Source organism: Pseudomonas profundi (genome assembly GCF_008638305.1).
Classification (GTDB): Bacteria; Pseudomonadota; Gammaproteobacteria; order Pseudomonadales; family Pseudomonadaceae; genus Halopseudomonas; species Halopseudomonas profundi.
The window spans coordinates 1-15407 of the sequence record NZ_VTPZ01000027.1; the positions used below are offsets into that span (position 1 = coordinate 1).

Consider the following 15407-nt stretch of genomic DNA (forward strand, 5'->3'; position numbering starts at 1 on the left):
GTAGTTTTGCCATGGTCAACGTGGCCGATAGTGCCCACGTTAAGGTGCGGTTTCTTACGTTCAAATTTCTCTTTAGCCACGGTTCATAACCTCTGTAATTAGCTTAGGTGCAAGTTAGCCTTGCTTCTTGATGATTGCTTCGGCGATGTTATTAGGGGCCTCGGCGTACTTCGAAAACTCCATGGAGTAGCTCGCACGCCCCTGGGACATGGAACGAACATCCGTGGCGTAGCCGAACATCTCACCAAGCGGAACCTCAGCGCGGATAACCTTACCGGAAGGGGAATCTTCCATACCCTGTACGAGACCGCGACGACGGTTCAAGTCGCCCATTACGTCACCCATGTAATCTTCCGGAGTGACAACTTCTACCTTCATGATTGGCTCGAGCAGAACCGCACCACCCTTCTGGGCCAATTGCTTGGTAGCCATGGATGCTGCGACCTTGAATGCCATTTCGTTCGAGTCGACATCATGATAGGAACCATCATAAAGCGTCGCTTTAAGGTTAAGCAGCGGATAACCGGCAAGGATACCGTTTTTCATCTGCTCTTCGATCCCTTTGTTCACCGCGGGAATATATTCGCGCGGGACCGAACCACCAACCGTTTCGTTAACGAAAATCAGGCCATCGCCTGCTTCCTCGGACGGCTCGAAGCGAATCCACACATGACCATACTGACCACGACCGCCGGACTGACGGACAAACTTGCCTTCGATTTCGCACTTGTTGCGAATCGCTTCACGATAAGCAACCTGCGGCTTACCGATGTTGGCTTCGACATTGAACTCGCGCTTCATGCGGTCAACCAGGATGTCCAGATGCAACTCGCCCATACCGGAAATGATGGTCTGGCCAGATTCTTCGTCAGTACGCACCCGGAACGAGGGATCTTCCTGAGCAAGCTTGCCCAGAGCGATACCCATCTTTTCCTGGTCGGCCTTGGTCTTCGGCTCAACGGCAACCGAGATAACCGGCTCAGGAAATTCCATGCGCTCGAGAATGATCGGGCTATCGGCTGCACACAAGGTATCGCCAGTAGTGACGTCTTTCATACCGATCAGAGCAGCAATATCACCAGCGCGAACTTCCTTGATCTCTTCGCGGGTGTTGGCATGCATCTGAACCATACGGCCGACACGCTCTTTCTTGCCCTTGACCGAGTTGATGACAGCATCACCCGAGGACAGAACGCCAGAATAGACGCGAACAAAGGTCAGCGTGCCAACAAAGGGGTCGGTAGCGATCTTGAAGGCCAGAGCAGAAAAAGGCTCGGCATCATCAGCGTGACGCTCGTCAACGCGCTCTTCGTCATCAGGATGGATACCCTTGATCGCCTCAACCTGATCCGGAGCAGGCAGATAATCGATGACTGCGTCCAGGACCAGCGGCACCCCCTTGTTCTTGAAAGAGGTACCGCAAACCGCAGGAACAATTTCGTTAGCCAAGGTACGCTGGCGCAGACCGGCCTTGATTTCGTCGTAGGTCAGCTCACCGCCTTCCAGGTACTTGTTCATGAGCTCTTCATTGGCTTCGGCAGCAGCCTCAACCATTTGCTCACGATACTTCTCAGCCTGCTCCATGAGCTCAGCCGGGATCTCTTCCTCACGGAAGGTCATGCCACTGTCGGCGTCATTCCAGTAAATCGCCTTCATGCGCAACAGGTCGATCTGGCCTTCGAAGTTCTCTTCGGCACCGATCGCCAGCTGGATCGGCACAGGAGTGTGACCGAGACGCTTTTTGATCTGCTCGACAACGCGCAGGAAGTTCGCACCCTGGCGATCCATCTTGTTGACATAGACCAGACGCGGAACGCGATACTTGTTCGCCTGACGCCAGACAGTCTCGGACTGCGGCTCCACACCGGACGTGCCACAAAATACCACGACCGCACCGTCGAGCACGCGCAGCGAGCGCTCCACTTCGATGGTGAAATCAACGTGACCGGGGGTATCAATAACGTTCACACGGTGACGCTTGTATTGCTTCTCGGAACCTTCCCAGAAGGCAGTAGTAGCAGCGGAGGTAATGGTAATGCCTCGCTCCTGCTCCTGCGCCATCCAGTCCATGGTCGCCGCACCATCGTGAACCTCACCCATCTTGTGGTTCACGCCGGTGTAAAACAGAATCCGTTCCGTGGTGGTGGTTTTGCCCGCATCGACATGCGCGCAGATACCGATATTACGGTACAGATTAATTGGTGTAGTACGAGCCACGGTATTCTCCTGAGTCGTTTAGAAGCGGTAGTGAGAGAAGGCCTTGTTGGCTTCAGCCATACGGTGCACATCTTCACGCTTCTTGACCGCAGCACCTTTGCCTTCAGAGGCATCGACCAGCTCACCGGCCAGGCGCAGGGCCATGGATTTTTCGCCACGCTTCCGGGCGGCATCGACCAACCAGCGCATCGCCAAAGCGTTGCGACGGGAGGGACGCACTTCAACCGGAACCTGGTAGGTAGCACCACCAACGCGACGGGATTTAACTTCAACCAGCGGAGCGATGGCATCCAGTGCCCGCTCGAATAGGTCGACTGGATCGTCGGTCTTGGTGCGATCCTTGACCTTGTCCAGCGCGCCATACACGATGCGCTCAGCGACAGCTTTCTTGCCGCTTTCCATCACGTGGTTCATGAATTTCGCGAGAATCTGACTGCCATACTTAGGTTCTGGCAGGATCTCACGTTTTGCCGCTACACGACGTCTTGGCATGATAAGCCCTCAAAACGGTCTTCAGGTTAGCCCGGGATCATAACGCTCACGTTACACCCGACCTTACTCTTATCGACTCAGGATAAATGAAATCAAAATTTACTTAGGACGCTTGGCGCCGTACTTCGAACGACCCTGACGACGATCCTTGACACCGGACGTGTCCAGCGAACCGCGAACGGTGTGATAACGCACACCCGGCAAGTCTTTTACCCGGCCGCCGCGAATCAGTACGACACTGTGTTCCTGCAGGTTGTGACCTTCACCACCGATGTACGAAGAAACTTCGTAACCGTTGGTCAAACGGACACGGCAGACCTTACGCAGAGCCGAGTTCGGCTTCTTCGGCGTGGTGGTATATACACGAGTACATACTCCACGACGCTGCGGACAGTTCTGCAGCGCTGGCACGTCGCTTTTTTCAGCAACGCGCTTGCGCGGCTTGCGAACCAGCTGGTTGATTGTTGCCATCTAGCAAAACTCCACTGATGTCTCTGGGACATATTTAATAAAAAATGGCAGGACAAGATGCCCCGCCAATTTTAGGGGTACGGAATTCTATAGAGCGCACCCCTTATCGTCAAGGTCCCGGCATCTGAGGACGCCGGGACACTTGTCAGTTGCCGCTCGAATTCAACGCATCGGAAAGTGCCTGTTCAACTTCACTGGCGCTTACCTTGACCGGCTTGTCGACCTGGCGCTGACGCTTGCGCTCAGCGTGATAGGCCAGACCGGTACCGGCCGGAATCAGACGACCAACAACTACGTTTTCTTTCAGACCGCGCAGATGATCGCTCTTGCCGGTAACGGCGGCCTCGGTCAGCACGCGGGTTGTCTCCTGGAAGGAAGCCGCCGAAATGAACGACTCGGTCGACAGCGACGCCTTGGTAATACCCAGCAGAACCCGGGAATACTTGGCCGGGAACTTGTCCTGAGCGCTCAACCCTTCGTTCGCTTCCAGCACCTGAGTCAGCTCGACCTGGTCACCCTTGATGAAGCTGGAATCACCGGATTCGGTGATCTCAACCTTCCGCAACATCTGACGAATGGTCACTTCGATGTGCTTATCGTTGATCTTCACACCCTGCAGGCGGTACACGTCCTGGATTTCGTTGACAATGTACTTGGCCAGCGCGCTGACACCCAACAGACGCAGGATATCGTGCGGATTGCTAGGACCATCGGAAATGACTTCGCCCTTGGTAACCTGCTCACCTTCAAACACGTTCAGGTGACGCCACTTCGGAATCAGCTCCTCGTAAGGATCGCTGCCGTCGGTAGGCGTAATGACCAGACGACGCTTGCCCTTGGTTTCCTTGCCGAAGGAAATCGTACCGCTGGTTTCGGCCAGGATCGAAGGCTCCTTCGGACGGCGCGCTTCAAACAGGTCGGCAACGCGCGGCAGACCACCGGTGATGTCGCGGGTCTTGGACGTCTCCTGCGGAATACGTGCAACAACGTCGCCCACGTTTACCTTGGCGCCATCGGTCAGGTTGACCAACGCATTCGGCGGCAGGAAGTACTGGGCCGGCACGTCGGTACCCGGCAGCATCAGTTCCTTGCCATTCTCGTCAACCAGTTTGATGGTCGGACGGATATCCTTGCCTGAAGCCGGACGGTCCTTCGGATCCATCACTTCGATGTTGGTCAGACCAGTCAGCTCGTCGGTCTGGCGCTTGATCGTGATGTTCTCGTCCATGCCGAAGAAGGCAACGGTACCGTCGATCTCCGTGACGATGGGGTGAGTGTGCGGATCCCACTTGGCGACGACACGGCCCGCTTCGACCTGGTCACCTTCCTTGATATTGATGAAGGCACCGTAGGGCAGCTTGTAGCGCTCACGCTCGCGGCCGTACTCATCTGCCACTGCCAGCTCGCCCGAACGGGAAACCGCAACCAGCACGCCGTCAGCACGCTCTACGTGCTTCAGGTTGTGCAGGCGAATGGTACCGCCATTCTTCACCTGTACGCTGTCCGCAGCGGAGGTCCGGCTCGCGGCCCCACCGATGTGGAAGGTACGCATGGTCAGCTGGGTGCCCGGTTCACCGATCGACTGGGCTGCGATAACACCTACCGCTTCACCGATATTGATCAGGTGACCACGCGCCAGATCGCGACCGTAACAGGTACGGCATACGCCGTAGCGTGTTTCACAGGCGATCGGCGAACGCACGATAACCTCATCGACGCTATTCTGCTCAAGGAACTCGACCCATTGCTCGTCAATCAAGGTGCCTGCTGGCACGATGGTTTCTTCGCTACCCGGACGAACCACGTCACGGGCGATGGTGCGGCCCAGTACGCGCTCACCGAGAGGCTCAACGATGTCACCGCCTTCGATGTGCGGCGCCATCAACAGACCCTGGTCAGTACCACAGTCGGTCTCGGTGATAACCAGGTCCTGGGCGACATCCACCAGACGGCGCGTCAGATAACCGGAGTTAGCTGTTTTCAGTGCCGTATCTGCCAGACCCTTACGGGCACCGTGAGTAGAGATGAAGTACTGGAGTACGTTCAGACCCTCACGGAAGTTCGCGGTGATCGGCGTCTCGATGATCGAGCCATCCGGCTTGGCCATCAGACCACGCATACCTGCCAGCTGACGGATCTGCGCCGGGGAACCCCGGGCGCCGGAGTCGGCCATCATGTACATCGAGTTGAAGGACTCCTGCTCGACTTCGTTACCTTCCCGATCGGTAACCATCGACGACTTGAGGTTATCCATCATGGCCTTGGAAATTTCATCGTTGGCCTTGGACCACAAGTCGATGACCTTGTTGTACTTCTCGCCCTGGGTTACCAGACCGGAAGCGTACTGGTCTTCGATTTCCTTAACTTCTTCGGTGGCTTCATCAATGATCCGCGCTTTCTCATCCGGGATGACAAAGTCGTTCACGCCAATGGACGCACCGGAGATTGTCGAATAGGCAAAACCGGTATACATCAGCTGGTCAGCGAAAATGACTGTTTCCTTCAGCCCGACAATCCGGTAGCACTGGTTGATCAGCTTGGAAATCGCCTTCTTCTTCAACGGCTGGTCACACAGCTCGAACGGCAGACCTTTCGGCAGGATCTGGAACAACAGCGCCCGACCGACCGTGGTATCCACGATGCGCGTTTCGGTGGTCCAGCTTTCATCCTTGTGCTTGATGGTCTCGGTTATACGCACCTTGACCATGGCATGCAGTTCCACCTGACCACTGCGATACGCCATCTCGACTTCGTTCACATCGGCGAAGCGCATGCCTTCGCCCTTCGCGTTAATGCGCGAGCGAGTCATGTAATACAGTCCCAATACCACGTCCTGCGACGGCACGATGATTGGCTCACCGCTGGCCGGAGACAGGATGTTGTTGGTCGACATCATCAGCGCGCGCGCTTCCAGCTGTGCCTCGAGGGTCAGCGGTACGTGCACGGCCATCTGGTCACCGTCGAAGTCGGCGTTATACGCAGCACACACCAGCGGGTGCAGCTGGATCGCCTTGCCTTCAATCAGTACCGGCTCGAATGCCTGGATACCCAGACGGTGCAGAGTCGGGGCGCGGTTAAGCAGTACCGGATGCTCGCGAATCACTTCAGCGAGGATATCCCAGACCTCAGGCAGTTCGCGCTCAACCATCTTCTTCGCAGCTTTGATGGTTGTCGCCAGGCCACGGTGTTCCAGTTTGCCGAAAATGAACGGCTTGAACAGCTCCAGGGCCATTTTCTTGGGCAGACCGCACTGGTGCAGACGCAGGGTCGGGCCTACCACGATCACCGAACGACCGGAATAGTCGACACGCTTGCCGAGCAGGTTCTGACGGAAACGACCCTGCTTGCCCTTGATCATGTCAGCCAGGGATTTCAGCGGACGCTTGTTGGTACCGGTGATCGCACGACCGCGGCGACCATTATCCAGCAACGCATCCACCGACTCCTGCAGCATGCGCTTCTCGTTGCGCACGATGATGTCCGGAGCCGACAGATCAAGCAGACGCTTGAGACGGTTATTACGGTTGATAACCCGGCGATACAGATCGTTCAGGTCGGAAGTCGCGAAGCGGCCACCATCCAGCGGTACCAACGGACGCAGATCCGGCGGCAGTACTGGCAGAACGGTCAACACCATCCACTCGGGCTTGTTGCCGGAGCCGTCGAAGGCTTCCATCAACTTCAGCCGCTTGGACAGCTTCTTGATTTTGGTCTCGGACGTTGTTTGCGGGATTTCCTCGCGCAGGCGAGCAATCTCGTGCTCCAGGTCCATCGCAGTCAGCAGCTGGAAGACCGCTTCGGCGCCCATGCGGGCATCGAAGTCATCGCCAAACTCTTCGAGCGCTTCAAAATACTGCTCGTCGTTCAGCAACTGCCCTTTTTCAAGGGTGGTCATGCCCGGTTCGATAACCACATAGCTCTCGAAATAGAGCACGCGCTCGATGTCACGCAGGGTCATGTCCAGCAGCAAACCGATACGGGACGGTAGCGACTTCAAGAACCAGATGTGAGCAACGGGCGATGCCAGCTCGATGTGACCCATGCGCTCACGACGCACCTTGGCCAGAGCGACTTCTACGCCGCACTTTTCACAGATGACGCCACGATGCTTGAGCCGCTTGTACTTACCACACAGGCACTCGTAATCCTTGACCGGGCCAAAGATCTTGGCGCAGAAAAGTCCGTCGCGCTCAGGCTTGAACGTACGGTAGTTGATGGTCTCCGGCTTTTTTACTTCGCCGTATGACCAGGACCGGATCATCTCCGGTGATGCCAAGCCGATCCGGATCGAATCGAACTCTTCAATCTGTCCCTGGGACTTGAGCAGGTTCAGTAAGTCTTTCAAGGCCTATACTCCTCGCAGTGTCTCAAGGGCGGAGCACTTCTCCGCCCGAGACGTGGGCAACCCGGGTTACTCGGTATCCAGTTCCATGTCGATGCCGAGTGAACGAATTTCTTTGACCAGCACGTTGAAAGACTCGGGCATGCCCGGCTCCATGCGGTGATCACCGTCCACGATGTTTTTGTACATCTTGGTACGGCCGTTCACATCGTCAGACTTCACAGTCAGCATTTCCTGCAAGGTGTAGGCGGCGCCGTAGGCTTCCAGCGCCCACACTTCCATCTCACCGAAACGCTGGCCACCGAACTGGGCCTTACCGCCCAACGGCTGCTGTGTTACCAGACTGTAAGACCCGGTAGAACGGGCGTGCATCTTGTCGTCGACCAGGTGGTTCAGCTTGAGCATGTACATATAGCCAACAGTGACCGGCCGATCAAAAGTATTACCGGTCCGTCCGTCGTACAGTTTCATCTGCCCCGAATCCGGTAGATCCGCCAGACGCAACATCGTCTTGATTTCGTGCTCCTTCGCGCCGTCGAAGACCGCAGTGGCCATCGGCACACCCTGGCGAAGGTTATTGGCCAGATCCAGTACTTCCTGGTCGGACAGAGAATCGAGGTCCTCGTTACGGCCGCCAACCTGGTTGTAGATCTCGTCGAGGAACTTGCGCACGTCAGCGATCTTGCGTTGCTCCTCGAGCATCACATTGATCTTTTCGCCCAGCCCCTTGGCCGCGAGGCCGAGGTGGGTTTCCAGGATCTGACCAACGTTCATACGCGAAGGAACACCCAATGGATTCAAGACCACATCGACAGGCGTGCCGTTCTCGTCGTGGGGCATGTCCTCGATCGGCATGATCACCGAGATAACACCCTTGTTACCGTGACGACCAGCCATCTTGTCACCCGGCTGAATGCGACGCTTGATGGCCAGGTAAACCTTGACGATCTTGAGTACGCCCGGCGCCAGATCATCGCCCTGTTGCAGCTTGCGCTTCTTGTCTTCGAACTTGTCGTCGAGCAATTTGCGACGATCGGTCAGATAGGCCTGAGCTCGCTCCAACTGCTCGTTCAGGCTGTCTTCGGTCATGCGCAGCTTGAACCACTGGCCGCGCTCAATGCCGTCCAGGGTCTCGTCGTTGAGCACGGCGCCCTTCTTCAAGCCGGCACCGCCTTCTACAGACTGACCATTCAGCGCAGCACGCAGACGCTCGAACGTTGCAATCTCAACGATGCGGAACTCTTCCTGCAGATCCTTGCGGATCTCGTCAAGTTGCTCCTTCTCGATGGCAAGTGCACGCGTGTCGCGCTCAACCCCATCACGAATGAAGACCTGAACGTCGATGACCGTACCCTTGGTACCGGTCGGAACGCGCAGCGATGTATCTTTAACATCGGATGCCTTCTCACCGAAGATGGCTCGCAAGAGCTTCTCTTCTGGCGTCAGCTGGGTCTCACCCTTCGGAGTGACCTTACCGACCAGAATGTCGCCAGCACCGACTTCCGCACCGACATACACAATGCCCGCTTCGTCCAGCTTGCCCAGCGCCGCTTCGCCCACGTTCGGGATGTCGGAAGTAATTTCTTCCGGCCCAAGCTTGGTGTCACGCGATACGCAGGTCAGCTCCTGGATATGGATAGTAGTGAAGCGATCTTCCTGGACCACCCGCTCGGAAACGAGAATGGAATCCTCGAAGTTGTAGCCGTTCCAGGGCATGAACGCGACGCGCATGTTCTGGCCCAGGGCCAACTCACCCATATCAACGGAGGAACCATCGGCCAGAATATCCTTGCATGCAACCACGTCACCCTTTCTTACCAGCGGACGCTGATTGATGCAGGTGTTCTGGTTCGAACGCGTGTACTTGGTCAATGCGTAGATATCGACACCGGCTTCGCCCGCTTCGATCTCGTCCTCGGAAACCCGAACAACGATACGGCTGGCATCAACAGAATCGATCACACCACCGCGGCGTGCTGTAACGCAAACGCCGGAATCGCGCGCAACGTTGCGCTCCATGCCGGTACCCACGAGCGGCTTTTCGGCACGCAAGGTCGGTACGGCCTGACGCTGCATATTCGAACCCATCAAGGCACGGTTGGCATCATCATGTTCAAGGAACGGAATCAACGACGCAGCCACAGAGACGACCTGACGCGGCGAAACATCCATCAAGGTCACTTCGTTCGGTGTCTTGACGGTAAATTCGTTCATATGCCGAACAGCTACCAGATCGTCGGTCAGCTGACCGTCTTCGACCTTGGCGCTGGCCTGTGCGATGACGTGATCACCCTCTTCAATCGCGGAGAGGAAAACGATCTCGTCGGTAACCTTGGCATCACGGACCCGACGGAACGGGCTTTCCAGGAAACCGTACTGGTTGGTACGGGCATAGGTAGCCAGCGAGTTAATCAGACCAATGTTCGGGCCTTCCGGCGTTTCGATCGGACATACACGACCGTAATGCGTCGGGTGTACGTCACGTACTTCGAAGCCTGCGCGCTCGCGCGTCAGACCACCCGGCCCAAGAGCCGATACACGGCGCTTGTGGGTAATTTCCGACAGCGGATTATTCTGATCCATGAACTGGGACAGCTGGCTGGAACCGAAGAACTCCTTCACGGCCGCTGCAACCGGCTTGGCGTTGATCAGGTCCTGCGGCATCAGGCCTTCGCTTTCTGCCATGGACAGGCGTTCTTTAACAGCCCGCTCAACACGCACCAGGCCCACCCGGAACTGGTTTTCTGCCATCTCGCCGACCGAACGGATACGACGGTTACCCAGGTGATCGATATCGTCAACCACGCCTTTGCCGTTGCGAATGCCGACCAGGGTCTTGAGGACCTCAATGATGTCTTCTTTGCTCAGTACACCGGCGCCTTCGATCTCGTCACGGCCGATCCGGCGGTTGAACTTCATACGACCCACTGCAGACAGGTCATAACGATCACTGCTGAAGAACAGGTTGCTGAACAACGTCTCGGCGGCGTCCTTTGTCGGCGGCTCGCCGGGGCGCATCATCCGGTAAATTTCGACAAGCGCTTCCAGCTGGCTGGTGGTGTTGTCGATACGCAGCGTGTCGGAGATAAACGGACCGCAATCGATGTCGTTGGTATACAACGTCTCGACGCGGGTCACCTGCCCCTTGATCAGCTTGCCGATGACCTCGGCGGTCACTTCGGTGTTGCACTCAACCAGGATCTCGCCGGTCGACGGATGCGCAATCGTCTTGGCGATGGTGCGGCCGATGATGTAGTCAAACGGCACGGACAGGCTGGTAATACCGGCCTTTTCCAGCTGATTGATGTGGCGCGCAGTGACGCGACGACCTTTCTCGACGATTACCTTGCCTTTGTCATCCTGGATATCAAACGTAGCGATTTCGCCGCGCAAGCGCTGTGGAACCAGTTCCAGTTGCAACTCTTCGCCCTGGACATCGAAGACGTTGGTTTCGTAGAAAATATCCAGCATCTCGTCGGTCTGATATCCCAACGCACGCAACAGAACAGTCGCTGGCAATTTGCGACGACGGTCGATACGGACGAACACCGCGTCCTTGGGATCAAATTCGAAGTCCAGCCACGAGCCGCGGTAAGGAATCACGCGCGCGGAGTACAACAGCTTGCCGGAACTGTGCGTCTTGCCACGGTCGTGGTCGAAGAACACACCCGGGCTACGGTGCAACTGGGAAACGATGACACGCTCGGTACCATTGATGACAAAAGTACCGTTCTCGGTCATGACGGGGATTTCCCCCATGTAGACTTCTTGTTCCTTGATGTCCTTGATCGCCTTGTTGGACGATTCACGATCAAAGATGATCAGGCGCACTTTCACACGCAGCGGGACCGCATAGGTCACACCACGGAGTACGCACTCCTTGACATCGAAAGCCGGGTCACCCAACCGGTAACCGACATATTCGAGCGCCGCATTACCGGAATAGCTGATAATGGGGAAGACAGATTTGAAGGCCGCGTGCAGACCGATATCGCGGACATTCTCTTTTGCCGTACCGGCCTGCAGAAATTCCCGGTAGGAATCCAGCTGAATCGCCAGTAGGTAAGGGACATCCATGACATGCGGAAGCTTGCCAAAGTCCTTGCGGATACGTTTTTTCTCAGTATATGAGTAAGCCATCAGCGTTCCCCAGCTTGGTCACCTGCTTGATTGGCTAGCCCTGACGGGATAGCCTGAAAATGCGTGCAAGCCCTAAGTCTTGCTCACTCGCCTGGAGTGGCTCCGTCTGCGACATCGAAGCCGGTCAGAACGGAAAAAGGCCGGTGGCACACGGGCCACCAGCCATCAATCTGATTCAGCAAATCAGACTGTCGACGCAAGGTCGCGCAAGCTTACTTGAGCTCAACCTTGGCGCCAGCATCTTCCAGAGTCTTCTGAGCAGCCTCAGCTTCGTCCTTGGATACGCCTTCCTTGATCGCGCCAGGAGCGCCATCAACCAGCGCCTTCGCTTCTTTCAGGCCCAGACCTGTCAGCTCACGAACAGCCTTGATCACGTTGACCTTCTTCTCGCCAGCTTCCAGCAGCACGACGTTGAATTCAGTCTGCTCTTCAGCAGCAGCCGGACCAGCAGCCGGACCAGCAGCAACCGCGGCAGCAGCAGAAACGCCAAACTTCTCTTCCATAGCGGAGATCAGTTCTACGACCTGCATGACGGACATTTCGGATACTGCGTTGATGATATCTTCGTTAGTAAGAGCCATGACTCTAATATTCCTGTATTGGGGGATGGCTTTCAGGCCATCAAAACTTGTAAATCGAACGGCAAACCCAAGCACGCATCAAGCGGCTTCGGCTTCCTTCTGATCGCGAACAGCTGCCAGAGTACGAACGAACTTGCTGGTGGCGCCTTGAATAACGCTCATCAACTGGCTGATAGCCTCGTCGTAGGTTGGCAGTGTGGCCAGAATGTCGATTTGTTCAGCTGCAAGGAAGTTGCCTTCAAACGCTGCGGCCTTGATCTGGAACTTGTCCTGACCTTTTGCGAACTCCTTGAACATGCGAGCAGCAGCGCCCGGATGTTCATTGGAGAATGCAATCATGGTCGGACCGACAAAGACGTCGTTCAGGCACTCGAATTCGGTACCTTCAACTGCACGGCGCATCAAGGTGTTACGTACGACCCGTACGTAAACACCGGATGCGCGTGCTTCTTTGCGCAGACCAGTCATGGCAGCAACGCTCACGCCGCGGGCATCAGCCACAACGGCAGACAGCGCACCTTTGGCAGCTTCGTTGACTTCAGCGACGATGGCCTTCTTGTCTTCGAGCTTAATTGCCACGGGTTTCACTCCTGGATTTACCATGTGCCACTCTTTCGAGCGGCCTGTTTTGGTGTCTGATCCAGCCTGCACTGAATCGGGAGCACCATCTGCGTAGGCCTGAAAACAAAGGTTTTCGGTTTAAGGCTCGCACCACCTACGGTCTTGGATAGCCCCCACTACGCAGGGACCCCAATAAGTGACACGCCGCCAGGCGTGTCGATAAATCAGATTGCCAGCGATGCCTGGTCGATCTGAACGCCCGGACCCATGGTAGTGCTCAGGGAGACGCGCTTCAGATACACACCCTTGGAGGTGGACGGCTTGGCCTTCTTCAGGTCAGCCAGCAACGCTTCAACGTTTTCCTTCAGCTTGACCGCATCAAAGCCGACCTTGCCTATGGAGCAATGAATAATGCCGTTCTTGTCAGTACGATAACGGACCTGACCAGCCTTGGCGTTCTTTACGGCGGTGCCGACATCAGCAGAAACCGTACCCACTTTCGGGTTGGGCATCAGACCACGCGGACCGAGCAGCTGACCCAGCTGACCAACCACACGCATGGCGTCTGGCGATGCGATCACCACGTCGAAGTCCAGGTTACCGGCCTTCATGTCAGCTGCCAGGTCGTCCATACCGACCTTGTCTGCACCGGCGGCAAGCGCCGCTTCAGCATTAGCGCCCTGGGTGAACACGGCAACGCGAACGGTCTTGCCAGTACCATGGGGGAGCAAGGTCGCGCCACGGACTACCTGATCGGATTTACGCGGGTCAACACCGAGGTTGACCGATACGTCGAACGACTCAACGAACTTGACGTTGGACACATCAGCCAGCAGGGTGGCGGCATCTTCAAAGTTGTAAACCTTGTTGGCCTCGACCTTCTCGGCAATAGCCTTCTGACGCTTAGTCAACTTAGCCATTTACACACCCTCCACGGTAAGGCCCATGCTGCGAGCAGAACCTGCGATGGTGCGTACAGCAGCATCAAGGTCAGCAGCAGTCAGGTCGGCTTGCTTGGTATTCGCAATCTCTTCCAGCTGGGCACGTGTGACGGTGCCTACCTTCTGAGTATTAGGACGAGCAGAGCCGCCTTTCACGCCAGCAGCCTTCAGCAGCAATACGGCTGCTGGAGTACTCTTGGTTTCAAAGGTAAAGCTACGATCGCTGTATACGGTGATAATTACCGGAGTCGGCAGACCAGGCTCCTGGCCTTGGGTCTTGGCGTTGAACGCCTTGCAGAATTCCATAATATTCACGCCATGCTGACCCAGGGCCGGGCCCACTGGCGGACTTGGATTAGCCTGACCGGCTTTGACTTGCAGCTTGATGTAAGCTTGAATCTTCTTTGCCATGTTTCTTCTCCAGAGGGTGATAGCGCCTGACGGCTCCCCTATTGACTATATTCCCCACTGACAACAAAACCCCGCAACGCCTAAGGCAGTGCAGGGTTCAGGGGGACGAAAGAACTCAGCCCTTTTCGACCTGACTGAATTCTAGCTCCACAGGCGTGGGGCGACCAAAAATGAGAACAGCCACCTGAACTCGGCTTTTCTCATAATTAACTTCTTCAACAACACCGTTGAAGTCAGCAAAAGGACCATCGGTCACTCGCACAACTTCACCAGGTTCAAACAATGTCTTGGGCTTCGGCTTGTCGGTGCCTTCGGATACCCGGCGCAAAATCGCTTCGGCTTCACGATCAGTAATCGGAGCCGGCTTGTCAGCGGTGCCACCAATAAAACCCAAGACGCGAGAGGTATCTTTCACCAAGTGCCAGGTGCCTTCGTTCATTTCCATTTGAACGAGCACATAACCGGGGAAGAATTTCCGTTCACTCTTGCGTTTCTGGCCATTGCGCATCTCCACCACTTCTTCGGTGGGCACCAGAATTTCGCCGAATTGGTCTTCCATTCCAGCCAGCTTCACGCGCTCATGCAACGAGCGCATGACATGCTTTTCGAATCCCGAATAGGCATGCACGACGTACCAACGCTTAGACACGGATCACCTTTAACCAATAAACTGAGAAATGATCCAACCCAGAAGGGTATCGAGACCCCACAGGATCAGCGCCATCACCAACACCACCGCCACGACAATCAGTGTTGTCTGCGTGGTTTCGGGACGGGTTGGCCAGACGACTTTACGAATTTCGATGCGCGCTTCTTTAACCAGCGCCCAGAAGGACTTTCCTCTGGCTGTCTGCAGAGCTACAAAGCCTGCGACCAGCCCAAGTACCACCAACGCTACGGCACGATACAAAACAGGTTCTGCGGCAAAATGATGATTACCATAAACCCCAGCCAGGACCACAATGGCCACGACGATCCACTTGATTACATCTAAGCGATCATCGTGAAGCTCTGCTTTGGTGCTCATGAATCGTCAAATCCTGTCTTGGTAGCCAAAGCCAGATAAAATCTGGCAGGCCAGGAGGGAATCGAACCCCCAACCTGCGGTTTTGGAGACCGCCGCTCTGCCAATTGAGCTACTGGCCTGTAATCGCAGTCGAGCCGGCAATAGTACCGACTCAACAGTTCAAGATCAATTGCTAATTAAGCAATAATCTTGGCAACCACACCGGCACCAACGGTACGTCCGCC

11 protein-coding genes, 1 tRNA gene and 1 pseudogene are annotated in these 15407 nt (G+C 56.0%); all 13 read right to left on the reverse strand.

Translation table 11 applies throughout. From position 1 onward, the window contains the following. Window positions 1-80, reverse strand: a pseudogene (locus FZE95_RS19890) (GTP-binding protein); the annotation flags it as partial. 34 nt (window positions 81-114) lie between these two features. Further along, a complete protein-coding gene (gene fusA, locus FZE95_RS19190; RefSeq protein WP_150302403.1) occupies window positions 115-2217 on the reverse strand; it encodes an elongation factor G in 2103 nt (700 codons plus the stop codon). 18 nt (window positions 2218-2235) lie between these two features. Continuing rightward, window positions 2236-2709 carry a 30S ribosomal protein S7 gene (gene rpsG, locus FZE95_RS19195; RefSeq protein ID WP_150302404.1) on the reverse strand — a complete coding sequence of 158 codons (474 nt, stop codon included), beginning with the start codon at window positions 2707-2709 and terminating at the stop codon, window positions 2236-2238. 99 nt (window positions 2710-2808) lie between these two features. After that, window positions 2809-3180 (reverse strand): 30S ribosomal protein S12, encoded by a 372-nt coding sequence (rpsL, locus tag FZE95_RS19200; RefSeq protein ID WP_022964798.1) that lies wholly within the window; start codon window positions 3178-3180, stop codon window positions 2809-2811. Between the two features lie 145 nt (window positions 3181-3325). After that, window positions 3326-7525 (reverse strand): DNA-directed RNA polymerase subunit beta', encoded by a 4200-nt coding sequence (gene rpoC, locus FZE95_RS19205; protein ID WP_150302405.1) that lies wholly within the window; start codon window positions 7523-7525, stop codon window positions 3326-3328. Window positions 7526-7591: 66 nt separating this feature from the next. Further along, on the reverse strand, window positions 7592-11662 hold the full coding sequence (gene rpoB, locus FZE95_RS19210; protein WP_150302406.1) for a DNA-directed RNA polymerase subunit beta: 4071 nt from the start codon (window positions 11660-11662) through the stop codon (window positions 7592-7594). Window positions 11663-11874: 212 nt separating this feature from the next. Beyond that, on the reverse strand, window positions 11875-12243 hold the full coding sequence (gene rplL, locus FZE95_RS19215) for a 50S ribosomal protein L7/L12 (RefSeq protein WP_150302407.1): 369 nt from the start codon (window positions 12241-12243) through the stop codon (window positions 11875-11877). Between the two features lie 78 nt (window positions 12244-12321). Continuing rightward, window positions 12322-12822, reverse strand: a complete 501-nt coding sequence (gene rplJ, locus FZE95_RS19220) for a 50S ribosomal protein L10 (RefSeq protein ID WP_150302408.1) — start codon at window positions 12820-12822, stop codon at window positions 12322-12324. A 206-nt stretch (window positions 12823-13028) separates the two neighbouring features. Continuing rightward, entirely contained in the window at window positions 13029-13724 is a 696-nt protein-coding gene (rplA, locus tag FZE95_RS19225) for a 50S ribosomal protein L1 (protein WP_150302409.1), read from the reverse strand. Further along, window positions 13725-14156: a 50S ribosomal protein L11 gene (gene rplK / locus FZE95_RS19230; protein WP_150302410.1), complete on the reverse strand. Its 432-nt coding sequence runs from the start codon at window positions 14154-14156 to the stop codon at window positions 13725-13727. A 115-nt stretch (window positions 14157-14271) separates the two neighbouring features. Beyond that, window positions 14272-14805: a transcription termination/antitermination protein NusG gene (gene nusG, locus FZE95_RS19235; RefSeq protein WP_150302411.1), complete on the reverse strand. Its 534-nt coding sequence runs from the start codon at window positions 14803-14805 to the stop codon at window positions 14272-14274. A gap of 9 nt (window positions 14806-14814) precedes the next feature. After that, the gene (gene secE, locus FZE95_RS19240) at window positions 14815-15183 is read right to left on the reverse strand and encodes a preprotein translocase subunit SecE (protein ID WP_150302412.1); all 369 of its coding nucleotides are present in this window, start codon (window positions 15181-15183) and stop codon (window positions 14815-14817) included. 43 nt (window positions 15184-15226) lie between these two features. Then, a tRNA-Trp gene (locus FZE95_RS19245) sits at window positions 15227-15302 on the reverse strand. Window positions 15303-15407 lie beyond the last annotated feature (105 nt).